The 23,435-nt window shown below is 71.1% G+C and carries 10 protein-coding genes; 4 read left to right on the top strand and 6 right to left on the bottom strand.

What is annotated here, in order from left to right; genetic code table 11:
- Positions 1-8: 8 nt before the first annotated feature.
- The gene (locus tag Q0654_RS16640) at positions 9-920 is read right to left on the bottom strand and encodes a DUF808 domain-containing protein (RefSeq protein WP_298855977.1); all 912 of its coding nucleotides are present in this window, start codon (positions 918-920) and stop codon (positions 9-11) included.
- A 281-nt stretch (positions 921-1,201) separates the two neighbouring features.
- On the opposite strand from Q0654_RS16640, the gene Q0654_RS16635 reads away from it, so the two are divergent.
- From Q0654_RS16635 to Q0654_RS16620, 4 genes are all read left to right on the top strand, one after another.
- A complete protein-coding gene (locus Q0654_RS16635; RefSeq protein ID WP_298855976.1) occupies positions 1,202-3,982 on the top strand; it encodes a hypothetical protein in 2,781 nt (926 codons plus the stop codon).
- A gap of 118 nt (positions 3,983-4,100) precedes the next feature.
- Positions 4,101-6,413 carry a Calx-beta domain-containing protein gene (locus Q0654_RS16630; protein ID WP_298855974.1) on the top strand — a complete coding sequence of 771 codons (2,313 nt, stop codon included), beginning with the start codon at positions 4,101-4,103 and terminating at the stop codon, positions 6,411-6,413.
- Positions 6,414-6,518: 105 nt separating this feature from the next.
- Entirely contained in the window at positions 6,519-8,960 is a 2,442-nt protein-coding gene (locus Q0654_RS16625) for a delta-60 repeat domain-containing protein (RefSeq protein WP_298855972.1), read from the top strand.
- Positions 8,961-9,049: 89 nt separating this feature from the next.
- Positions 9,050-11,464 (top strand): serine/threonine-protein kinase, encoded by a 2,415-nt coding sequence (locus tag Q0654_RS16620; protein WP_298855970.1) that lies wholly within the window; start codon positions 9,050-9,052, stop codon positions 11,462-11,464.
- Between the two features lie 630 nt (positions 11,465-12,094).
- Here the strand turns inward: Q0654_RS16620 and Q0654_RS16615 are convergent.
- The 5 genes from Q0654_RS16615 to Q0654_RS16595 form a co-directional block, all read right to left on the bottom strand.
- The gene (locus Q0654_RS16615; RefSeq protein WP_298855968.1) at positions 12,095-12,658 is read right to left on the bottom strand and encodes an ECF-type sigma factor; all 564 of its coding nucleotides are present in this window, start codon (positions 12,656-12,658) and stop codon (positions 12,095-12,097) included.
- A 113-nt stretch (positions 12,659-12,771) separates the two neighbouring features.
- Entirely contained in the window at positions 12,772-16,320 is a 3,549-nt protein-coding gene (locus tag Q0654_RS16610; protein WP_298855966.1) for a choice-of-anchor D domain-containing protein, read from the bottom strand.
- Between the two features lie 148 nt (positions 16,321-16,468).
- A complete protein-coding gene (locus Q0654_RS16605) occupies positions 16,469-18,166 on the bottom strand; it encodes a HAMP domain-containing sensor histidine kinase (protein ID WP_298855964.1) in 1,698 nt (565 codons plus the stop codon).
- 11 nt (positions 18,167-18,177) lie between these two features.
- Positions 18,178-20,394 (bottom strand): EAL domain-containing protein, encoded by a 2,217-nt coding sequence (locus Q0654_RS16600; RefSeq protein WP_298855962.1) that lies wholly within the window; start codon positions 20,392-20,394, stop codon positions 18,178-18,180.
- 175 nt (positions 20,395-20,569) lie between these two features.
- Positions 20,570-22,669 carry a S9 family peptidase gene (locus Q0654_RS16595; RefSeq protein ID WP_298855960.1) on the bottom strand — a complete coding sequence of 700 codons (2,100 nt, stop codon included), beginning with the start codon at positions 22,667-22,669 and terminating at the stop codon, positions 20,570-20,572.
- Positions 22,670-23,435 lie beyond the last annotated feature (766 nt).

The raw sequence follows: 23,435 nt of genomic DNA, 5'->3' as shown, positions 1-23,435 counted from the left end.
GCGGACTTTCAGTGCGCCGTGCCGCCGCGCAGCTTCTGCACGCCCATCCACAGCGCCACCAGCACCGCGCCGGCGGCGATGCCGACGCCGGCGTTGATGCCCATCTCGGCCGGCAGCGCGAAGCCGCCGAGCGCGGGCATCGTCGCCTGCACCCAGTGGTGCAGGGGGCCGATGCCGTGGACGAGGATGCCGCCACCGACCAGGAACATCGCGGCGGTACCGGCCACCGACAGGAACTTCATCAGCCAGGGCGCGGCGGCGAGGATGCCGCGGCCGATCGCACGCTTGGCCGCGGACGCGCGCTGGGTCAGGTACAGGCCGAGGTCGTCGAGCTTGACGATGCCGGCGACCAGACCGTAGACGCCGATCGTCATCACCAGCGAGATGCCCACGAGCGTGCCGAGCTGGCGGCTGAAGCTGGCAGCGGCGACCGTGCCCAGCGCGATCACGATGATCTCGGCCGAGAGCACGAAATCGGTGCGGATCGCGCCCTTGATCTTGTCGCGCTCCATCGCCACCAGGTCGATTTCGGGATCGGCCACGGCCACGAGTCGCGCCTGCTGCTCGACCTCGACCTCGGCGCGGTGCAGCCACTTGTGCACCAGCTTCTCGACGCCTTCGAAGCACAGGAAGGCGCCGCCCAGCATCAGCAGGGGCAGGATCGCCCAGGGCAGGAAGGCGCTGATCGCCAGCGCGGCCGGCACCAGGATCGCCTTGTTCACCATCGAACCTTTCGCCACCGCCCACACCACCGGCAGCTCGCGCTCGGCGCGCACGCCGGTCACCTGTTGTGCGTTGAGCGCGAGATCGTCGCCGAGCACGCCGGCGGTCTTCTTGGTGGCGAGCTTGGTCATCGCGGCGACGTCGTCGAGCAGGCTGGCGATGTCGTCGATCAGGGCGAAGAGGCTGGATCCGGCCATGGTCTGGGGCGTGGAGATCGTGTGAGGAAGGCGCGCAGTGTAGTGCCGTGGCGGCGGATGTGACGGGGCGTGGTGAAGCGCCCTTCCCTGTCCGGCAAACCGCGACGGTGCCATTCCCGATTGGCAGAACCGCGACGGTGCCATTCCTGCTTGGCAAAACCGCAAGCGGTGCCATTCCTGTTTGGCAAAACCGCAAGCGGTGCCATTCCTGTTTGGCAAAACCGCAAGCGGTTTTGCGTGACCCCCTGCAGGACGGATTGCGTCCATTGCCGGGCACTGCCATGACTGCCGCCAATCCCAGCGCCTCCGCGCGTCTGTTCCTGCTGGCGCTGGCCTGCGTCTGCAGCAGGTCGATCGCCGCTCAGCCCGCGATCGATCTGCGCGCGGACTTCAACACCGGCCCCAACCAGTTCCAGTTCGGTGGCACGGGGGGACAGTTCAGTGGCGCCGTCAGTTTCGGCGGGCGCTACCTGTTCACCCAGCGCACGGCCGAGCACGGCACCGAGCTGTGGGAGACCGACGGCACGCCGCAGAACACCCGCCTGTTCTTCGACCTGTGCCCGGGGGGCTGCGACGGTTTTCCCATCGGGCCCAACTTCCACGTCGAAGGCTCGACCCTGTACTTCACAGGCAACGACGGCCGCACCGGCGTCGAGCTGTGGTCGCTGGTGGCCGGTGCCAGCGCGCCGCAGCTGGTGGCCGACATCGAGCCGGGCGCGGGCTCCTCGCGGCCGGAGGCCTTTCGCCGGGTGAGCTTCAGTGCTGGCGGCTCCGCCGTCGCGCGCACCTTCTTCAGCGCCACCCGCGCGGATGTCGGCCGCGAGCTGTGGCGGCTGAATGGCGGCATCGTGCAACTCGAAGCCGATCTGGTGCCCGGGCCGAGTTCCTCCAGCCCCGGCCAGGTGCAGCTGTGCTCCACCAGCCAGGTCTGCCTGCTGGCGGTCGGGCCCAGCGGTGGCTTCGAACTGCGTCTGCTGAGCTATGCCTCAAGCACCGCGCCACCCTCGGCGGTGGGCGGCGTGGGCGGGCTCGATCTCGGGCTCAACCGGCGGATCTCCGAATTCGTCGCGCTGGGGCCGAACACCTACTTCGTGCTCAGCGACTTTGTTCAGAACCTGTCCGAGCTGCGCGTGTTCGGCAACAGCGCCGCCAGCAGCCAGCTGCTCGACAGCAGTACGGGCAGCTTCGGGCTGGGCCAGCTGACCTTCAATGCGCCCCTGTTCCGTCTGTTCTACACGCGCGGCAGCCAGCTCAAGGTCACCGACGGTACTCCGGCCGGCACCCTCCTGCTGTCCAGCAATTCGCCGGAAGCGCTGATCAGCCTGGGCAACCGCCTGCTGTTCACCGGCCTCGCCAGCGGTTTGGGCCGCGAGCTGCACGCCAGCGACGGCACCGTCGCCGGCACCACCCTGCTGAAGGAGCTGGTGAACGGCAGCCAGGGCCTGCCGCCCGCCAGCAACGGCTTCAGCCGCCTGATCAGCGGCAATGGCACCCGCGCGTTCATGGCCTTCCAGAACCCGGCACTGAGCGGCCTGCCGCGGCTGTGGATCAGCGACGGCACGGCGGCCGGCACGCTCGACATCAGCGGCAGCGCGCTGATCGAGTCCGGCTTCATCCGGGTCATGGCCAGCAGCGGCGCCACCGTGATGTTCGCGCATGCGCCGGGCGGCAGCAGCGAAGGCGATCCCTGGTTCAGCAGCGGCCAGGGCGTGGGCACCCGGCCGCTGGGCAACTTCCGCGCAGCGGTCGGCGACAGCCAGGTTTCGGTGCGTGCCCACTTCGGCGACCGCACCTACCTCTCGGCCTTCGACGGCAGCCAGCGTCGCAACTTCGAGGTGGACGCTACGGACCTGTCGCCGCCGGTGCCGCGGCCGGAGATGTCCGACCTGATCGGCGAGCGGCTCGGGCGCTTCTGGCACACCGGTCCGCAAAGCGTGCTGGCGACCCTCACGGCCGCGGGGCAGACCGAGAGCCTGGGCCTGCGCGCGGTCACCGATGCGCGGAGCTGCTACATCGAGCGCAACGGCCGGGTCTATTTCCTGGTGACCACCGACGGCAACAGCTTCGGCGATATCGAGATCGCCCGAAGCGACGGCACCGCCGCCGGCACGCAGGTCGTGACCGACCTCTCCCAGCCCGGCATACGCCGGGTGCAGAGCCTGTGCTTCGACAACCGCCGGCTGCTGGCCGCGGTCGGCTCGCGCCTGCTGTTCGTGGCCTCGACCGGCGCTTCCGACATGGAGCTGTTTGCGTTGGACGCCAACGACGTGCCCAGCCTGATCCGCGACATCTACCCCGGCGGCGAGTCGAGCCGGCCGGCCGAGCTGGTCGCCCTGAGCGGGCGACCAGGTTTGCCTGACCTCGTCGTCTTCCGCGCCGATGACGGCGTCTTCGGCGAGGAGCTCTGGGTCAGCGACGGCACCGGCCAGGGCACCCAGCGCCTGATGGACATCAATCCGGGCCAGCCGGCGAGCTTTCCGCAGGACTTCGTCAGCGACGGCCAGCGCGTGTTCTTCACTGCCTTCAGCACGACCCACGGCCGCGAGCTGTACGTCAGCGACGGCACGGCCGCCGGTACCCGCCGCGTGATCGATCTGTTCGCCGGCCCCGGCAATGCATTCGGCGACACCAGCCTGCACGGCGTGCTGACGCAGGCCAACGGGCGCGTCTACTTCAGCGCGCTGAGCTCGCAGCAGCCCGGCTGCGCCCTGTTCGAAAGCGACGGCAGCGAGGCCGGCACCCGCTGCGCCTACGACAGCGCCGCGCAGACCCTGCGCGCGGTCGGCCGCGAGGCGGTGGCCCTGGACAGCGGCGCCCTGGTGTTCGCCGCGCATCGCAGCGCGCCGGTCAACGACGGTCGCGAGCTGCGTCTGCTGCTGAACGGCCAGCTGTTCGACATCGTCGGCGGCGACCTCGCGCCGGGCCCGGCGAGCAGCAATCCCTTCGGCCTGCGGCGGGTGGGCGAGCGCGTGCTGTTCAGCGCGCGCGGCCCGGTCGGCGAGGAGCTGTACCGCCTGCAGGTGCCGGACTTGAGCCGGGTGTTCGCCAACGGCTTCGAGTAGCCCACGGGCGAGCTTGGGACGTGCTCGCCGCGGGATGCTCGGACGCATGGCAGAAGTCGCCACCGTCTTGCGTGCCCCCGATGACCGCGATGTCCCATCGCCTCATCGGTGATCTTCCATGAACCGCCTTCCGCTTCCGCCCGCCCTGCTCGCTGCGCTGCTCGCTCCGATGACCCTGTCCGCACAGGCGGCTACCTTCGTGGTCGACAGCAGCAGCGACAGCGGCGCGCTGACGGCCTGCACGGCCGCCCCGGCTGACTGCTCGCTGCGCGGGGCGATCACCCGCGCCAATGCCGCGATCGATGCCGACGAGATCGTCTTCGACATTCCGCTGTCCGACCCCGGCTGCAGCGCCAGCACTGGCGTCTGCCGGATCGCCGTGGCCGCCGACTTCAGCGTGACCCAGCCGCTCACGATCGATGGCTATACCCAGCCCGGTGCGCAGCCCAACACGATCCCGGCACCCGGTGCCCACAACGCCCAGCTCAGGATCGAGATCACCCATGCGCCCGGGTTCAACTCCTTCCGACTGTTCGAAGGGCAGGGCGCCTTCACCCTGCGCGGGGTGGCGATGTTCTTGCCCAGCGGGGCGATGATCTCGGGCGCGCGGCCGCGCTTCGTGCTGCAGGGCAACTGGTTCGGCGTCACCGCCGCCGGCACCACGCCGGACTACAGCGGCAACGGCCATGTGCTGGCGCTGTCGGTGTGTACCGCCAGCGAGGTGCTGGTCGGCGGGCCCGACCCGGCGGATCGCAACGTCATCGCCGGCAGCGGTCGCGATGTCGACGGCCTGCCCGGTGGCGGCAGCGCACAGGTCTGCGCGGCCACCGGCAGCCTGCGCGTGCAGGGCAACCTGATCGGGCTGGCGCCGGACGGTATCACTCCGCTGCCGCTGCGCGATGCCTTCCAGATCCGCAGCCAGCAGAACGTTTCGCCGCCGGCGCCGGTGGCGCAGATCGACTTCCTCGACAACCGCCTGGTGCGGCCGGTGCGCAACTTCTCGGGCGGCTTCGGCGGCGGCCTGCGCTTCACCGCCAGCGCGCTGATGGACCGCACCGCGCGCATCGAGGGCAACGTGTTCGGCCTCGCGGTCGACGGCAGCCGCATCGGCGTCGAGCGCGACCACATCGTTCTCGATGCCGGCAGCAGCGCCAACGGCCACGCCGTGCGGATCGGCGGGCTCGGCGCGGGCGAGGGCAATGTGTTCGCGGCCGCCATCGCGCAGCCGTCCAATTCGCCTGCTCTGGGCTCGGTGGCCTTCGTGCAGAACGGCCTGCCGCTCAGCCGCATCGAGTTCGTCGGCAACAGCCTGCTCGGCAATGCCGGCATCGGCCTCGACTTCCCGCATTCCACCGCCGGAGGTGGCGTGGCGATCGGGCGCACGCCCAACGATGCCGGCGATGCCGACAGCGGCGCCAACCACCTCCAGAACCACCCGCAGATCCTGGCCTACACCGTCGGCGCTGGCACGTTCACGGTGCGCTACCGGGTCGACACCGCGCCCGCCAACGCCAGCTATCCGCTGCGCGTGGACTTCTATCGCGCGCTTGGCGACGAGGGTGAAGTGCTGCTCGACAGCGATGTGTACCTGGAGTCCGAGGCCCAGGCGGAGAAGCAGGTCAGCCTGACGATTCCGCCGGGCGTGAGCCTCAGCGCCGATGACGTGCTCGTGGCCATCGCCACCGACGCCGAGGGCCGCAGCAGCGAGTTCAGCTTCGACACCGCGACGATCACGGTGGCGGATACGCCGGATCCGTGGCCGGCGGGGCTGCCCTTCGAGGTCGAGGTGATGGCCACCGCCACCAGCGGGCCCTTCAAGCCCAACGGCGTGGCGGTGGTGAATCTGCCGACCACGCCACCGGCGCGCTGCGAGGCCGCGCTGCAGCCGACGGCGACGCCGAACGTCAGTCGCGGCGTCTGCAGCCTGATCGCGCCGCAGGTCGGCACACGCACGCTCACCGCCACCTACGACGCCCTGCGCGGCGCCTTCGCCAGCGCGACGGGCGGCAATCTCTCGGCGACCACATCGCACACCGCCACCGACCCCGGCCCCGAGCAGGTCGGCTTCAGCGGCTGCCGCGCCACCGCGCTGGAGGGCCGCGTCTTCGAGGCCGTCGTGCAGCGGCCCAGCGGCGGCGTGGCGAACGTCAGCCTGCAGTTGCGCCACGAAGCCGGCAGCGCCAGCCCAGGCGTGGACTACACGCCGCCGGCCGACCAGGTGCTGAACTGGGCGCCGGGCGATCTCGCGCCGAAACGCATCGCCATCGCCATCGCGGCCGATGCCGACGGCGAGCCCGACGAGAGCTTCCGCCTGAGGCTGTCCGATCCGGTCGGCGCGGCCCTGCTGCCCTTCGGCCTGCTGGAGGTGCGGATTGTCGATGGCGCGGTGCGCGGCTTCGCGGATGGCTTCGAGGGCAGCTGTCCGCAGTAGGGCGGCGCCGCCTGTCTCGCGAGCGTTGCACGCGTCGATCGTCTGCGGTGGCAGAACCCGTGGCCTTTTCGCGTGACCCCGATCGACCCACGCCGAGGCTCCGCCATGTCGATCCGATGCGCCCTGACTGCCCTACTTTTCGCCCTGTGTGTGCTGGGCCCCCATGATGCAGACGCGCAGAGCGCGCGCGATGGCTGGGCGCCGGTGCTGGACGCACAGGCCGACGTGCAGGCGCTGCTGGAGGCCGGCGATGGCAGGGTCTACGTGGCGGCGCGCTTCGACGGCACGAACGCCTCGCTGCGCCGGTTTCTGCCGGACGGTCGTCGCGACATGGGCTTTGCCGATCGCGTGAGCGCGTTCGACATCCACGCCCTGGCCCTGATCGATGGCCGCCTGTGGGTAGGCGGCAGCGGACTGCTCGCCGGGGGCGCGGATCGCGGCGACCTGCTGGTGCTGGACACCGCGGGCGAGGCGCTCAGCACCGAGCGCGCGCTGAGCTTCGGCGACGTCCACGCGATCGAGTCCGATGGCGAGGGTGGTGCCTGGGTCGGCGGCGCGTTCTTCCTCGACAGCGAGTTCGCGGTGTTGGCGCGCCTTGAGCTCGCCGCGAACGGCAGCTTCCAGCGCCGGCCGCTGCAGCCGGAGCTGGCCTTCACCACGGTGTTTGCGCTGCAGCGTCTGCCTGACGGTCGCCTGCTGGTCGGCAGGCAGCATCCCGGGCCGCCGGAGGCCAGTGCCCTTGTGCGCCTGGATGCACAGGGGCGGTTCGACGCGAGCTTCCGCGCACGCCTCAACGGCAACGTGCTCGACCTGCGGCGCACGCGCACCGGCGACCTGCTGGTCGGCGGCAGCTTCACCCAGGTCAACGGCAATCCGCAGACCGGCTATGCGCGTCTGAAGGCCGACGGTAGCCTGAGCCCGGACAATGTCGCGCTGCCGATCTCGTGCTGCGTGCGCAGGGTGCTCGAGCGCCGCGACGGCGAGGTGCTGGTCGCCGGCAGCTTCGGCGCGACGTCCTCCGGCGCTGACAGGCTTCTGCGCGTGCCGCTGCTGCGGCTGAACGGCAGCGTGGCGCCGTTCGCGCGCCCTTCGGGTCCTGATGTCACCGATCTCATCGAGCTGGCCGACGGCAGCGTCGTGGTGGGTGGCGTGTTCGACACGCTCGACGGTGTCGAGCAGCGCAACCTCGGCCGCGTGCTGGCCGACGGCACGGTCGATGCCGAGCTGCGCGTGCTCAGCGACACCGGCGTGTTCACCACCCTCGCCACCTTCGAGGACGGCCTCTGGCTGGGCGGCGACATGGCCCAGGTCGCGGGCAGCGCCGCCGGTCGGCTGGTCAAGCTCGACCATCGCGGACGCCGGGCGCCGGCGCAGAGCCCGGCGCTGAACCGCCCGCCGCTGGCCCTGCTGCCGCTCGACAACGACCGCCTGCTGGCCGGCGGCGACTTCACCCAAGTCGGCGCGCAGGTGGCCAGTCATCTGCTGCTGGTGGAGAACAGCTCGGGCGCGCGGCTACCACTGTCGGTGGGCGCCGACGGCACCGTGCATGCGCTGGTGCGCCAGGCCGACGGCAAGATCCTCGTCGGCGGCGCCTTCAACGCGATCAATGGCGTTTCGCGGCGGGCGATCGCGCGGCTCAACGCCGACCTGAGCCTGGATACCGGCTTCAACCTGGTGATGGATCCGAGTGCGGTGGTCCGCGCGATCGCGATCACCCCGGACGGCGGCTTCGTGCTCGGCGGCAGCTTCAGCGCGCTGGGCATCGAGAGCCGGCAGAACCTCGCCAAGGTCCGCGCCGACGGCGTCACCCAGGCCCTGTTCGCGCCGAATCCCAACGGCCGCGTCGACAGCCTGCTGGTCGCGCCGAACGGCGAGGTCTATGTCGGCGGCGCCCTCACCAGCATCGGCGGACAGCCGCGCAGCCGCGTCGCGCGACTGAATGCGGACGGCAGCCTCGCCAGCTTCGCGCCGACCGTCAATGCCGGCACCACGCGGGTCAGCGCCATCGCCCTGCAGGCCGATGGGCGCGTGCTGCTCGGCGGCAACGGCGGGCTGCTGAAGCGGGTCGAGGCGAGCGGCGCCAATGATCCGGCCTGGAGCCTGGCCTTCACCGGCAGCGCCGATGGCCTGAGCTTCGGCAGCGACGGCCGGCTGTGGGTGATCGGCAGCTTCAGCAGTCTCGACGGCGTCGCCCGTTCGGGCATCGCACGCATCACGCCGCCGGATCGACACGCGCCGCAGGCGATCGCCTACAGCGCCGCGCTGAGCCGGGTGTTCTGGGGCGTGCGCGGGACCGCGCCCGAGGTGGCCACAGCGCCGCGCGCCAGCGTGTCCTTCAATCGCGGGCAGAGCTTCACGCCGCTGCCGGCAATGGTCCGCCAGAGCAGCCTGTGGCGCAGCAGCCTCGCCCTGCCGCTGGACACCGAGGTGCTGCTGCGCATCGACGCCGCGCATGCCGCCGCACCCGCCGGCAGCGGCAGCTCCGCGCTGCGCACCGATGTGCTGCTGTTCCAGGGTTCGGCGCTGTTCGCCGACGGTTTCGAGTAGGCGAGCGCGTCGTCCGTATCCGCGTCGTGCCGGCAGAACCGCCTACATCCCGGTTAGGCTGCGCACCTGCATCAGGCAGGGGGCTGCGCATGCCGATCCGACCCGAGGACTTCGCCACCGGCGGCGCGCTGCTGGGCGCCGCGGCCGCCTCGCTGCTGCGCGAACGCGAGCGCGCCCGGCTGCCGCAGCCGGGCGAACGCATCGGCCCCTTCGCCATCGTCGAGGAGCTGGGCCGCGGCGGCATGGCCGTGGTCTACCGCGCCGAGCGCGCCGACGGCGAGTACGCGCAGACCGTGGCGCTGAAGTGGATCGGCGGCGGCAGCAGCGACGAGGGCGCCCGCGCCCTGTTCCGGCGCGAGCGCCAGGCCCTGGCCGACCTCAACCACCCGCATATCGCGCGGCTGCTGGACGGCGGCCACAGCGCCGACGGCCAGCCCTGGCTGGCGATGGAGTACATCGAAGGCCAGCGCATCGATGTCCTCGCGCGCGCTGCCGGGCTGGATCAGCACGCGCGGCTGCGGCTGTTCCTGCAGGTCTGCGGGGCGGTGGCCTACGCGCATGCGCGCGGCCTGCTGCACCGGGACATCAAGCCCTCGAACGTGCTGGTGGCGGCTGACGGTGAGGCCAAGCTGCTCGACTTCGGCATCGTCCAGCTGATCGGCGAGGACGACGCGCTGGCCAGCCACGCGCACACGCCCGGCTATGCCAGCCCCGAACAGGTGCGCGGCGAGCGGCTCACCGTCGCCGCCGACATCTACCAGCTCGGCCGCCTGCTGCAGCGCCTGCTCGCCGGCAGCGAGGCCGAGGCCGAAGCCCTGACCCGCGCCACCACCCTGCTGCACGCGGAGGCCGTCGAGCGACGCTCCGAGGTGACGGCCCTGCCGCATGAACTGCGCGCGCTGATCGACTGCGCCTGCGCCACCGAGCCGGCTCGGCGCTACGCCACGGTCGAGGCGCTGATGGCGGACGTGCGCGCTTTCCTGGAGCAGCGCCCGCTGCGCGCGCTGCCGCGGCGGGGTGGCTACCGCCTGCGCAAGTTCCTGCAGCGCCATCGGCTGTCCGCGCTGGCGGCCGGCCTGGTGCTGGCCGTGCTGGCAGGGCTCGGCACCTGGTCGGCGCTGCGCGTGCGCGCCGAGCGCGATCTCGCCAGCTACCAGGCGCAGGTGGCCACCAGCGCCCTGCAGTTCCTCACCGAGGACCTGCTGGCCGCGGCCTCGCCCGAGGTGGCGCAGAGCCGCGAGATCAGCGTGCGCGAAGCGCTGGACCGCGCCGCCGCGAGCGTCGGCACGCGCTTCGCGCAGGCGCCGCTGGAGCAGCTGACCGTGCGCCAGGCGCTGGCCGCGCTGTACCAGCGGCTCGGGCGTCTGGACGAAGCCCTGCGCGAGCTCGAGCAGGCGCAGGTCCTGCTGCCGCAGCTGGCCGAGGCGCGCCGTCCGGCGGTGCAGGCCGATCTCGCCCTGCAGCGCGCCTGGCTGGATCTCGATCGCGGCGAGCTGGATGCGCTGGCCGCCTACGTCGATGGGCAGGCGGTGCCCGAATTCCATCGCCTCGATGCGAGCGCCCTGCCGATGGCGATGGACCGACAGCGCTTGCGCGCCCTGCTGGCCTGGCACCGCGGTGACTTCGCCCGAGCCGAGGCCCTGCAGGTCGAACTGCTGGCGCTGAGTGCCGATCGATTCGGCGAGGACGCGCTGCGCACCGCGCGCATCCGCCAGGAGCACACCGATTCGCTGCGCATGCTGGGCCGCGACGCCGAGGTCGTGGCCACCCTGCGCCGGCTGCGCGCGAGCTATGCGGCCACGCTGGGCGAGCTGCATCCCGACACCATCTCAGCCCAGCTCGATCTCGGCGTGGCCCTGCGCCACGCCGGCAGCTTCGACGAGGCCCTGCAGCAGCTGCAGGACGGGCATGCGCGCGCCGAGGCCGTGCTGGGGGGCGTGCATTCGATCAGCCTGCGCTACGCCAGCGAGACTGCGACCGTGCTGCAGGAGCTGAAGCGCTACGCCGAGGCCCAGCCGCTGTTCGAGCAGGCCCTGGCCGGGCGCCTTGCGTTGTTCGGTGAGGCCAGCGCGCTGACCCGCAACTCGATGGCCAACCTCGGCCTGCTGCTTGTGCTGCAGGGGCAGCTCGACCAGGCCGCGCCGCTGTACGAGCGCGTGCTGGCGCTGGAGCTCGAACGGCTGGAGGCCGACCACCCCGACACGCTCAGCCTGATGCACAACCTCGGCGGCCTGTATCGCCGCCAAGGGCGCTTCGACGACGCGCTGGCGATGCACGCCCGGGCCATCGAAGGCGCCAGCCGCAAGCTCGGCGCGCGCGCCTGGCAGACCGGCATGTTCGAGGTCGGCCGTGCCCTGACGCTCGAGGCCGCGGCGCAGCCCCAGGCTGCGGATGCGGCTTTCGCCGAAGCCATCGCCATCCTCGGTGAAAGCCTCGGGGCCGAGCATGCGCGGACCCTGCGTGCGATCGAGATCCGCGATGAGGCCCGCGCCGCGCGGCCTTGAGTGCTCACCTTGCATGGGCGGCGATACGGCGCAGGACGGCAGTCAGCGCCGAGGCGTGCGAGCGTTATGGCGTGAGCGCGAGAACCTTCGGAGCGTGAGAGGAAACCCGGACGCCGTAGCGAGGCGCCCAGAGGCGGCCGCAGTAGGCGGATGGTTCTCACATGCTCTCAAGAAACAGAATCGTAAGTGGTTGATGGTATTGGATCGCCTTCGCGGCAGCACGGCGTGCAAATCCGGCCCAAACAGCGTCTAGCGACCCCTGGCTCGTCGCCCCCGCGGAGGCGGGGGCCCAGACCGGACCTGCAGCAGCGGCCAGATCACTGGATCCCCGCATGCGCGGGGATGACGCCCCCATGTTTCTTCGAGAACACCCGCCCCGCGACGCGGGGCTGAGAAGCTCTCAAGAAGCAGACCCCTCAACCCCCTCTGCAGCTGTCGCCTTGCCACCGCGAAGGCCGGCTGTTTGTAGGAGCGAGCTTGCTCGCAACCCGCTGGGTAGTGGAGGGCGCAGGCTGCGGTCGCCTGCAAGCAGGCTCCTACACAGACCGCGAGCGGGTGAGTCACAGCGCGCGCCGGTGAATCCACGCTTCTTCAAGAACACCTGCGCGGCGGCGCCGCGCTGAGAGTCTCTCAGTTGCCCGCGTTCAGCGCCTCTGCCAGCCAGGCCCGCGCCGCGTCCCAGTCGCGATGCGCGGTGCGCGGCGAGATGCCCAGCGCCTCCGCGACATCCTCGTCGTTCAGGCCGCCGAAGTAGCGATGCTCGAACACCGCGGCCTGGCGCGGCTCGACCGCCGCCAGGCGCTGCAGGGCAGAATCGATCTCGACCAGCAGCTCGAACTGCTGCAGTTCGGCCGCGGCCTCGTCGTCGAGGGTGACCGCAATCGCGCCGCCGCCGCGCTTCTGCGCGAGCCGCTCGCGCGCATGGTCGATCAGCACCTGGCGCATGATCCGCACCGCCAGGCTCAGCAGATGCCCGCGGTCGCGCGGCGTGCCCTCGGCACGCGCCAGCCGCAGATAGCACTCATGGACCAGGCCGGTGGTGTCGAGGGTGTGGTGCCGGTTGGCGCTGAGCGAGCTGCGCGCCAGCCGCTTCAGCTCGGGATAGACGAGCTCGACCAGCCGATGCCAGGCCGCACCGTCGCCGGAACGGGCGGCATCGAGCAGCACGGTGATGTCGCTGTCGGCAGGGGTCATGGGCGCGGACTCTAGCAGCAGTGCGGCGCGCGTCCGAAGCCACTGGAGCCCACAAACGACGACGCCCCCGGGGAAGGCCCGGGGGCGTCGTCGCGCCACGTCCTGGCGGTTGATCAGCCCCGTCGGCGCAGGGCCACCCAGCCGACCAGGCCGAGGATCAGGCCCAGCAGGCTCAGGCCGCGCGGATCCATGGCGTCGACCGCGGTGACCACGAAGCCGATGCCGACCAGGTTGGCGGTGGCGCTGCCCGCCGTCGAGCCCACCGTCACCGTCTGGCTGAAGCTGCCGGTCGCCGTCGGCGCGAAGCGGTACAGCAGGGTGCAGCTGCTGCCTGCGGCGAGGGTGAAGGGCACAGCACCGCAGCTGCCGCCGGCAACCTGCTCGAACGGCGCGCCTACCGCCGACAGCGCCGTGACATCCAGGCTGCCGCTGCCGGTGTTGGTGAGGGTAAGGCTGAGCTGGCCGCCGGCGCCGACCTGCACTCGACCGAAGTCGAGGCTGCTGCCGAGCAGGCCCAGGCTGCCGACACCACCGGTGCCACTGAGGGCGATGCTGGTGCTGCCGGCAATGCCGGCGTCCGCGGTCAGCGACTGCGCGGCCGGACCTGCGACGCTCGGGCTGAAGCTGTAGTCGAGCGTGCAGCTGGCACCGGCGGCGAGAACGATCGGCACCGCGCCGCAGCTGCCGCCAGCAAGGGCGAAGGGCGCAGCCGCTGCGCTCAGGCTGGACACCGTCAGCGGGCTGCCGCCGCTGTTCGTCAGCGTCACAGTCTGGCTGGGGCTGGTGCTGCCGACGTTCACCGTGCCGAAGGCCAGTGCGCTCGGGCTGGCGCCCAGTGCCCCGGGCGGCAGCAGGGTGCTGCTGTCGGTCGCCGCGTTGTTGCCCGGCGTCGGGTCAGTCACGGCGCTGCTGACGGTTGCGGTGTTGCTGAGCGTGCCGCTGGCCGCCGCCGAGATCGCGCAGGTCGCGGTGTAGCTCACGCTGGCGCCGACCGGCAGGTTCACCGAATCGCTGATGTTGCCGCTGCCCGCCGCGGTGCAGGTGCCGCCGCCCGCGGCGACACAGGTCCAGCTGACGCTGGTGCAGGCGGCCGGGAAGGTGTCCGCGACCGTGCTGCCCGGCGCATTGCTGGGGCCGGCATTGCTGGCGGTGATGGTGTACACGGTCGAGCCGCCCGCGGTGACCGCGGTCTGGCCGTCGGTCTTGGTGATCGACAGATCCGCCTGTGGGCTCAGCGTGTCGGTGTCGGTCGCGCTGTTGTTGGCGGGCGTCGGGTCGGTCACCGTGCTGCTGATCGTCGCGGTGTTGCTGAGCGTGCCGGTGGCCGAGGCATCGATCGTGCAGGTCGCGGTGTAGGTCACGCTGCCGCCGGCCGGTAGGTTCACCGAATCACTGAGGTTGCCGCTGCCTGCGGCGGTGCAGGTGCCGCCGCCGGCGCCCACACAGGTCCAGCTGCAGCTCAGCGCGGCCGGGAAGGTGTCTGCCACGGTGGCGCCGGTCACTGCATCCGGGCCGGCATTGCTCGAGGTGATCGTGTAGGTGGTGCTGCCGCCGGGCACCGAAGTGGTGCTGCCATTGGTCTTGGTGATCGCAAGGTCGGCGCTCAGCGCACGACAGGCGGTGACGCTGACGTCGTCGATCGCCACGCCAGCGAAGTTCACCGTGGTGTCGCTGTCCAGATGGAACAGCAGCTCGGTGTTCTGGCCGGCCAGCGCGTCCGCGCGCACGAGGTTCTGGCTCCAGCCGGCGGCGGCCGGGATGTTCACCGCGGGGCTGCCCGCGGCATTGGCCATGGTGGCATCCGCCCACTCGAACAGGCGCAGGCCGTTGCCGCCGCCGACTTGGCGGTAATCGACGTGGTAGCGGTCGAAGCTGGCGCTCTCCATCTGGTAGCGCTGCGACCAGCGCACCAGCACCGGCGGCTGCAGGCCGCTCAGGTCGATGTTCGGCGACAGCAGGTCCTGCGAGCTGCTGACGTCATAGGTGCCGTCAAGGTCGGTCTTCCAGCAGCTGCTGCCGCTGGCGCAGCTGTTGAAGGCAGCGATCGGATTGGCGGTCGTGGTCGCCGCCGTCGCGGGCAGGCCCAGCTCCCACTCGTTGGCGGTGCCGCTGCTGGTGAAGCCTGCCGCACCCGCTTCGAAATCGGTGCTGTACACAGTGACCGGGGTGAAACCGGCGGCGCAGGTCGGCGGCGGCGGCGCTTCGCAGACCCGCAGGCTCCAGCCGGTGAGGTTGCCGCCGTCGCCAGCAGCGTCGTCGCGCAGCTCCAGGGTCCAGGTGCCGCCGGCATCGGTGCCGTCGAACCAGGCCAGACGGTAGGCGAGCTCCGGCTTCAGCGCCAGGCCGCGCAGGGCGGTGAACGCGGGCGGGATCGCCGCCTCGTCGTCGAACACGGTATCCATCTGCGCCTGGCCGCCGGCAGTGGTGGCACCGATGTCGGTGAACAGGCCGATGCTGTTGCCACCCGGCGAGACCAGCTGGGCGTCGATGTCGCTCATGAACGTGTGGTTGAGCTGGATGCTGACATCGAGGTCGGCGATCCGCGGATTGCCGGGCACGGTAATGGTCGAGGTCGCAAGCCCGGCGTTGGGGCCGATTGCCACCGGCACATTGGTGCTGGTGTAGGTCGTGCAGTTCAGTCCCTCGTTGGCGGCCGGCTGCACGGTGACGCTCAGCTGGTAGGTGGCGGTGGGCCCGCCAACCGCCGCGCTGGCCGAGTCGACGAAGGCGAAATAGGTGCCGGCTTCCTTGACCGTGATGAACATGGATTCCGACAGCGGGTTGGTCACCGAACCCGTGGATGCGTCGTTGGCGACCAGGATCTGGTTGCTGGCGTCGCCGAACAGGCCGAAGCCCAGGCGACCATCCCACTGCACGTTGTCGCGCTCGGGGTCGAGGTCCAGCGACAGGAAGACGGTGTCGCCGGCGTTGAGGCTCAGGCTGTACCAGTCCTGCTCGGTGGCGGCGGCCACGCCGCGCGCGCCGCTGACCCAGCCGCTGGCTGGCAGCGGGGTGGCGGTCGCCGGCGTGTCGTTGGGCTCCACTTCCGGCGTAGGCGTGCCGGCCTGCAGGCGATAGTGCAGTTCGTACGGCCGCACGGTGGCCGTCGCGCTGGGCGAGCTCACCTGCAGGTAGTAGGTGCCGGCACTGGCCAGGGTGGTGCCGGCGAGGCCCGACGAAGTTGCGGCGAAAGTGCCGTCGTTGTCGTCGGCCTCGATGACCGTGGTGCCGTCGGGCGCGATCACCCGCAGCAGCGAATCGCTGCCGGAGCCGGCGGAGGCGGAGGTCATCACCCCCGCGTAGAGACGGTCGCCGGCTTGTGCCTCGATCGCGAAGAAGTCGATGTCGGCGGCCGGCCAGAGCTTGGCCCGGACCACGCCCTGGCGCCCGGCCAGCGGACTGGCGCTGGCGCTGCTGTTGTTGGGCTCGACTTCGCCGTCGTAGCCCATGCCCAGCAGGGCGGGCGCCGCGCGCAGGGTCGAGCCGTTCGATGGCGCACCCGGCTTGCCGGGGGCCGCGAGGGCCTCGCCTTCACTGATCTCCGCGAATTCGTACTCGAACGCGCCGGCGTTCTGGGCCGGAAGGGCCGACCACGCGCCCAGGCCGCCGATCAGGCAGCCACACAGCCACACCAAGGATTTACGCGGCGAATGCCTGCGCATGTGTGCTTCCCCCTGAAAACTCTGGATCCGGTTCGGGCGCCCACGAAGAGCGCCCCGGTCCTCCCCCATGGAGTACCGCCGCGCATTAGCTCACTCCCGTGAACGGCGCGCAATCGGGGCGTGAGGGGGGCGGCAGTGCTGGCGCTGCTCACGCGGAGGGCGCAGGGGGCCCGGACAGCGGTGCCTGCAGGGGCAGCTCCAGTACGAAGCGTGCGCCCTGTGCGGCCGGCTCGCAGCGGATCTCGCCGCCGAGGACGTCGCGCGCCAGGTTCAGGACGATGTGCAGGCCGAGCCCGCTGCCGCCGCTGCCCAGCCGGGTGGTGAAGAAGGGCTCGAACACGCGGCCGCGCACGGCCTCATCGATGCCGACGCCGTCATCGCTGTAGACGAGGCGGACCCGCTTGCCCGCCGGCGATTCGGCGGCGATCCGGATGTGGCCGGCGCGCTCGCCGGCGAAGCCGTGCTTCAGCGAGTTCATCACCAGGTTGCTGATGATCTGGCCGAGCGGACCCGGGTAGCTGTGCAGGCGGATGCCCGCCGGCACTTCCAGCGTCAGCCGGTGCGGCGTGCCGCGCAGCTGCGGGCTCAGGCTGGCGACGATCTCCTCCAGAGTGGTCTTCAGGTCGAACTCGCGGCGCCGCTCGCTGGCGCGGTCGACCGCGACCTGCTTGAAGCTGTGCAGCAGCTCGCTGGCGCGTTCGAGGTTCTGCTCGACCAGGCGGGCGGCATCGCCGCTGGCCTCCAGCTGGTCGACCAGCACCGACATGCGCAGCTGGCCGCGCTTGAGCTCGGCCAGGGTCTCGCGGCTGCGGGCGTCGACCGTGGTCGCCGCCAGCAGGGCGTTGCCGATCGGCGTGCCCAGCTCGTGGGCGACGCCGGCGACCAGCTGGCCCAGCGCCGCCATCCGCTCCTGTGCGGCCAGCGACCGTACGGCGGCATGCAGCTCGGCATAGGTCGCCTCCAGCTCGGCCCGCTGCTTGCGCACTTCGTTCTCGACCCGACGTTTCTGGTCCAGGGTCTTGTGGAAGGCATAGGCCAGCGACAGCGAGACCAGGGCGCCGGCCAGCCACAGCGCCAACCGCCGCGACGGCGGCAGGCGCCCGTTGAAATCGCGGTCGAAGGACCATTCCAGCAGCCAGGCGTGCGCGCCCATGTCGATCGACTGCCGGTGTTCCGCCTCGGCTGCCGAGGTGAGCGCCGGCAGGCGCGCGTGATCGGTCGCCGGCGAAAGCGGGTGCAGGATGCGCAGGTGCATGCCCTGGTGCAGGCGATCCATGCCGACCTGTCCGAGCAGCTCGTCGAAGGCGATCACTTCCATAAGCACGCCGCTGCGGCCGGCGTTGGGCGCCGCCACCGCCAGCGCCAGCAGGCTGCGGCCCTCCTGCTCGAACAGCTCGCCGATCTGCAGCTCGGGCGCGGCGCTGCGGGCCAGCGCCAGGGTCCGCAGCAGCGGCTGCGGGCCCTGCAGCGGGCGTCCTTCGGCCAGCAGCCCCCCCGGACCCGAGCTCTGCTCGACCTGCCAAGCGCCGTCGGCGGAGTCGGTGAGCCAGGCGACCAGAGGCAGGCGGGCGCTGCCGCGGCTGCGCCGGATCACCTCGACCGATTCGCGCAGCTCGGCGCTGGTGACGTGCTCGGAGCCCGAGTACAGGGTGGCCACGGCGACCAGCGAGGCGCGCTCGCGCAGGACGCGATAGCGCAGCTCGTTGCCGACACGCTCGGCTTCGGCCACCGCCTGGGTCTTCCACAGCGCCTCCTGCGACTTCTGGTCCGTGAGGTCGACCAGCGCGGTCAGCAGCAGGCCGCCGAGCAGCAGGCACAGGCTGGCGAGGCTGGCCGGTCGCAGCATCGGGCAGCGCCTCAGGCGCTTTCTGGCGCGCGCCGCGCCAGCCAGTCGCGCAGGGCCGGCAGCGGCATCGGGCGGGCAAACAGGAAGCCCTGCGCGCTGGTGCAGCCCAGACGCTCCAGGGTCTGCGCCTGTTCCGGGGTTTCCACGCCTTCGGCCACCGTCGCCAGCCCGAGCCGGTGGGCCATGCGCACGATGGTCTCGGCGAAGGCGACGCCGGGTGCTGCGTCCAGCGCCTGCACGAAGCTGCGGTCGAGCTTGAGCACGTCGATCGGCATGTCGCGCAGCTGCGCCAGCGAGGAATAGCCGGTGCCGAAGTCGTCGATCGCCACCGTGGCGCCGAGCGCGCGCAGGGCCTCCAGCGAGGCCCGCACTACCCGCGGGTCCTCCAGCGCCACCGACTCGGTGATCTCGATCTCCAGTCGTGTGGGCTCCAGCCCGTGACGCTGCAGCAGGCTGCGCACGCGGCCGACGAAGCGCGCCTGCCGCAGCTGCGGCATGGCGACGTTGACGGCGAGGCGGTGCGGCGGCTGGCCATCGGCGTCCAGCACCTGCAGGGCCTGGCAGGCGCGCTCCAGCACGAACTCGCCGAGGCGGCCGATCAGGCCGGTGTACTCGGCCAGCGGGATGAACACCGCGGGCGAGCGCATGCCGCCCTCGGCCTCGGGATCCGGCCAGCGCGCCAGCGCCTCCAGGCCGTCGAGGCGGCCGCTGGCCAGCTCGATCTTGGGCTGGTACCAGACTTCCAGGGCGCCGGCTTCCAGGGCATCGCGCAGGCGGTGGGCCAAGGCCAGACGCTCGCGCATGCGCTCCTCCATCTCGGGCTGGAAGAAGGCATGGCCGGCGTGGCCGCCGCTCTTGGCGCGCTTCAGCGCGATGCCCGCGCGGCGCAGGCTGGCCAGGGCGCCGTCGGGGCCGGCGACGCACTCCGCGAGACCCAGGGCGGCCTGGGTGGGCAGGCGGTGGCCACCGCAGGGAAAGGGATCGATGAACAGGCTCTGCAGGGTGTCGACGTTGACCCAGCGCCTCGGCCCGGCGACCGCAAACACGTCGCCGTCGATGCGCGCGAGGCTGCAGTGTTCGCCCAGCTGCTGCTGCAGCCGCTGCGTCACCGCCTGCAGCAGCAGGTCGCCGACGTCCTGGCCCAGGCCATCGTTGAGATCGGCGAACTGACGCAGATCGATCAGGGCGATCCAGCGCGCGCCGGCCGGCATCGGCCGCTCGTTGAGCGCGCGCAGGAAGCCGCTGCGGTTGAGCAGGCCGGTCAGGCCGTCGTGGTAGGCGGTGAAGGTCACCTCTTCGAAGCGCCGCAGGTTGGCGTAGCACCCCGTGATGTTGGCGCCGAACACTTCCAGCAGCTGGCGGTCGACGCTTTCCAGCGGGCGCTCGGGACAGGCGATGTAAACCGCCGCATCGCAGTTCCCGCAGTCGAGGAACAGCACGCTCTGGTGGCCGTTGAACACGTGCGCGCGCCGCTCGAAGGCCGCCTGCAGGGCGCTGACCGCGGCGCTGTCCGGCAGTGCATCCAGCGGTTGGCCGACGTGGCTGCCGAGCTGGCCGGCGGCGCCGACCACGTACATGCGGCGATCGCCGCGGTCGAAGGGCGAGCCGCGCTGGGCGCAGACGATGCCCTCGATGCGCACCTTCAGCAGGGCGGCGAGCTGCACCAGCACGCCCTCGGCGAAGGCGCCCAGCGCCTGCGGCCGCAGCAGGCCGGGCGCGGCGCGCACGATCAGCTCCAGACCGCGGCGGTTCTCGGCGATGGTGCGGATCTGCTCGTAGCTGCGCAGGGCCGCGGACAGCGCGGTGATCAGCCGCGTGCGGGTCAGCTCGGACTTGGTGCGGTAGTCGTTGATGTCGTAGCGGTCGACGATGCCGAGCTCCGGCGCATAGCCGGGCTGGCCGGTGCGCAGGATGATCCGCGTCTGCAGCAGGCCGCAGGCGCTGCGGATGAAATCGACCAGTTCAAGGCCGGCCTGTTCGGTTTCCATCACCACGTCGAGCAGGATCACCGCGAGCTCGCCCGGCTCGGCCAGGCGCGTGCGCGCCTCGCGCGCGGAATGGGCGTGCTCCAGCTGCAGCGGCCGGCCCAGCAGCTGCGTGCCGCGCAGGGCCAGGCGGGTGGCTTCGTGCACTTCGGGATCGTCGTCGACGACGAGCACATGCCAGGGTTCGAGCTCGGGCTGTGGCGGCGGCTCGTCCAGCAGCCGGAGAACGTCATCGGAGCTCATAAGCCTCGCACTCGCTGCACGGGAGGGCGGCGGAAGGTCGCACGCCAGAACATTGACGGAATCAGGCCAAGTATGAGCCGCGTGCAACGATTGTGCCGTGTGCGTTGCCTGCCCTGCACAGACGAACGGGGCCCGCAGGCCCCGTTCGCGCAGCGCAGCATCGGCGGACGCGGCCTCAGCCGCCCGCCCCCAGCCAGCGCGCCAGCCAGTCGTGGACTTCCTGGTAGAAGTAGCGGCTGTTCTCGCCCTTCAGGATCCAGTGGTTCTCGTCGGGGAAGACCACCAGCCGGCTCTCGACCTGCTGGCGCTGCAGCACCGCCCAGTACTCCAGGCCGTTGTTGATCGGCACGCGGAAATCGTTCTCGCCGAAGGTCACCAGCACCGGGGTCTTGAAGTTGGCGGCGTAACGGATCGGACTCTGCTCGTTCCACAGCGGAATGTCCTCCCAGTGCGGCCCACCCTGCGCCACTTCGCGGCCGTAGGCGATGTCGGAGGTGCCCCACTGCGAGGCCAGGTTGATCAGGCCGGCATGGCTGACAAGGCAGCGGTAGCGGGTGGTGCTGGCCTGCAGCCAGTTGGCGAGATGACCGCCGTAGCTGGCGCCACCGGCGCACTGGCGCTCGCCGTCGATGAAGGCGTAGCGCTCGATGGCCTCGTCGGCGGCGTCGTTGATCTCGTCCGAAGGCCCTTTCAGCGGATCGCCCTGGATGCCCTGGGCAAAAGCCTCGCCGAAGCCGGTCGAGCCGGTGTAGTTGGTCAGCAGAACGACATAGCCCGGCGCGGCCAGCAGGTGGTAATGCCAGCGCAGCACCCACATGTCGCGCCACATGGTGTGCGGGCCGCCGTGGATGACCACGAACAGCGGGTACTTCTTCGCAGGATCGAAGCCCGGCGGGCGGATCAGCAGGTTGTGGATCTGCTTGCCGTTGGGCGCGGTGCTCCAGAAGTGCTCGGCCGGCGGCAGGTCGAGTGCCGCCACGCGCTCGGCGGTGAAGCGGGTCAGCGGCACGGCGCGGCCGCCGCGCTCGATGCGCACCACTTCCGGCGGCTGCGCGGCGTGCTCATGCAGGGCGATGATCCGCGCTTCGCCGCCGCGACCGCCTGCATTGACCAGGGTGTAGACGCCGCGCTCGGGTGCGAAGGCCAGTTCGACCTTGCCGCTGCGCGCATCCGCGCGCCACAGCTTCTCGTAGCCCTCATGCTCCGCGGACAGATACACGCTGCGGCTGTCGGCGCTGACCGCATAGCTGCTGACCGCGAGATCACCCGGAACGCGCAGTCGCGACTCGCTGCCTGCCGGCCAGTCGATGCGGGCGAGATCGGTGGTCGTGTAGATCCGCCCGCTGCGCGCGTTAACCAAGGCCAGCAGCTGGCGGCCGTCGGGCGTGAAGCGCGGCGTGGCATAGCTGTCGCCGACGCCATCCACGCCGGCATTGGTCAGGCGCCTGGGCTCGCCGCCGGCCACCGGCACCTGCCAGAGATCGGCATGGGTGAAGTCGAAGGCCGAGCGGTCGCGGTTGGTGGTGGCGACGAACACGATGGACTCGCCGTCCGGCGCCCACACCGGCTCCAGCTCCGAGCTGCCCGGCGTGGTGCGGCCGTCGTAGCCGGAGTTCTTCAGCAGCGCCGTGCCGGCCAGCAGGTCGCGGGCCTCGGCTTCGCCGAGGGTCTGCACGAAGACGCGTGGGCGGGTCTCGTCCAGCCAGCGGTCCCAGTTGCGGATCGGGAAGCCGGTGTAGACCCGGGCGTTGTACTTGCGGTTCTTCTGCTCCTCGGCGAGGCGCTTGCTGTCCTCTTCGCTGGCGGCATCCGGGTGCAGGTTGCTGACGAACAGGATGCGCTGGCCGTCGGGCGAGAACTGCGGCGTGCGCGCGCCGGTGCTGAGGCTGGTGACGCGCTGCGCCTCGCCGGCGCGATCGACGTCGAGCACGTAGATCTGATTCTGCGCATCGGCCTCGCGCTTGGTCGAGAACGCGATGCGGCGGCTGTCGCGGCTCCAGACCACGCCGGCTTCCGGCGCGCGCGAGGCGGTCAGGCGACGCGGCTCGGCGCTGCCATCGGCCGGCACCAGCCACAGGTCGCTGACCTGATCCTCGGCCTTGTAGGCGGGCTCGGTGAGGGTGAACACCACGTGGCGACCGTCCGGGCTCAGCACGGGTGCGGACACCCGTGGCATCAGCCACAGGTCCTCGTGATTCAGCACACGCTGCTCGGCGGCCTGCGCGCCGCTGAACGCGAAGCTGCCTGCGACGAGCAGGCCCAGGGATCGGAACATGCGCAGCTCCTTCGACTGTGGTTCGGGAACCTTCGACCCTGCCGTGGGGGCAGGGTGTTGTCCAGAGGCGAAGGGCAGGGGGTCTGCGCGGTTTCGCCGATCGGGTGGGTCGAGACCCGTCATGAGCTCCGCTTCAGCCTCGGTGTTCTGATCTCATGGGGTGGGCCCTGGCCCACCCTGGGCTCCGCTCTCGCCTCGGTCTTGCTTCGTCGCTTCGTCGCTTCGTCGCTTCGTCGCTCGAAGCGAAGAGCAAGAGCTTTCCGTGAGCACTTCCGCGCTCCCAAAGCATGGCCATCCATGGCCATTCCCGCGTGCGGGCGGCACCGACCTCGGTGCTGTCATAGGGTGGGCCCTGGCCCACCATGAGCTCCGCTTCGGCCTTGGTGCTCCGATCTCACAGGGTGGGTCTTGACCCACCATGAGCTCCACGCTCGCCTCGGTCTGGCTCTGTGCGTTTGTCGCTGGAAGCGAAGAGCAAGTGCTTGCGGACAGCCCTGCGGGCTGCGCCCTCGCGGCTGCCATAGGGTGGGCCCTGGCCCACCGAGAGCTCCACGCTCGTCTCGGTCCTGGTTCGTCGCTTCCTCGCTTCAAGCGACAGGGCGACCGGGCGACCAAGCAAGACCGGGGCGAGCGTCGAGTTCATGGTGGGCCAGGGCCCATCCTATGAAGAGCGCTCGGTCCGGCCGCCTGAAGGACTGACCGAAAGCTTCAGCTCTTCGCTTCGAGAGACGAAGCGGCGAAACAAGACCGGGGCGAGCGTCGAGCT

Origin of the sequence: uncultured Aquimonas sp. (genome assembly GCF_937888285.1) — a bacterium.
GTDB lineage: Bacteria > Pseudomonadota > Gammaproteobacteria > Xanthomonadales > Xanthomonadaceae > Aquimonas.
This window is presented reverse-complemented; position numbering and strand designations above follow the sequence as displayed.

Bases quoted from the DNA above. Each gene is read 5' to 3' on its own strand.
- Q0654_RS16630 (WP_298855974.1), top strand. From the start codon at position 4,101: ATGAACCGCCTTCCGCTTCCGCCCGCCCTGCTCGCTGCGCTGCTCGCT.
- Q0654_RS16620 (WP_298855970.1), top strand. From the start codon at position 9,050: ATGCCGATCCGACCCGAGGACTTCGCCACCGGCGGCGCGCTGCTGGGC.
- Q0654_RS16635 (WP_298855976.1), top strand. From the start codon at position 1,202: ATGACTGCCGCCAATCCCAGCGCCTCCGCGCGTCTGTTCCTGCTGGCG.
- Q0654_RS16625 (WP_298855972.1), top strand. From the start codon at position 6,519: ATGTCGATCCGATGCGCCCTGACTGCCCTACTTTTCGCCCTGTGTGTG.
- Q0654_RS16595 (WP_298855960.1), bottom strand. From the start codon at position 22,669: ATGTTCCGATCCCTGGGCCTGCTCGTCGCAGGCAGCTTCGCGTTCAGC.
- Q0654_RS16610 (WP_298855966.1), bottom strand. From the start codon at position 16,320: ATGCGCAGGCATTCGCCGCGTAAATCCTTGGTGTGGCTGTGTGGCTGC.
- Q0654_RS16640 (WP_298855977.1), bottom strand. From the start codon at position 920: ATGGCCGGATCCAGCCTCTTCGCCCTGATCGACGACATCGCCAGCCTG.
- Q0654_RS16600 (WP_298855962.1), bottom strand. From the start codon at position 20,394: ATGAGCTCCGATGACGTTCTCCGGCTGCTGGACGAGCCGCCGCCACAG.
- Q0654_RS16605 (WP_298855964.1), bottom strand. From the start codon at position 18,166: ATGCTGCGACCGGCCAGCCTCGCCAGCCTGTGCCTGCTGCTCGGCGGC.
- Q0654_RS16615 (WP_298855968.1), bottom strand. From the start codon at position 12,658: ATGACCCCTGCCGACAGCGACATCACCGTGCTGCTCGATGCCGCCCGT.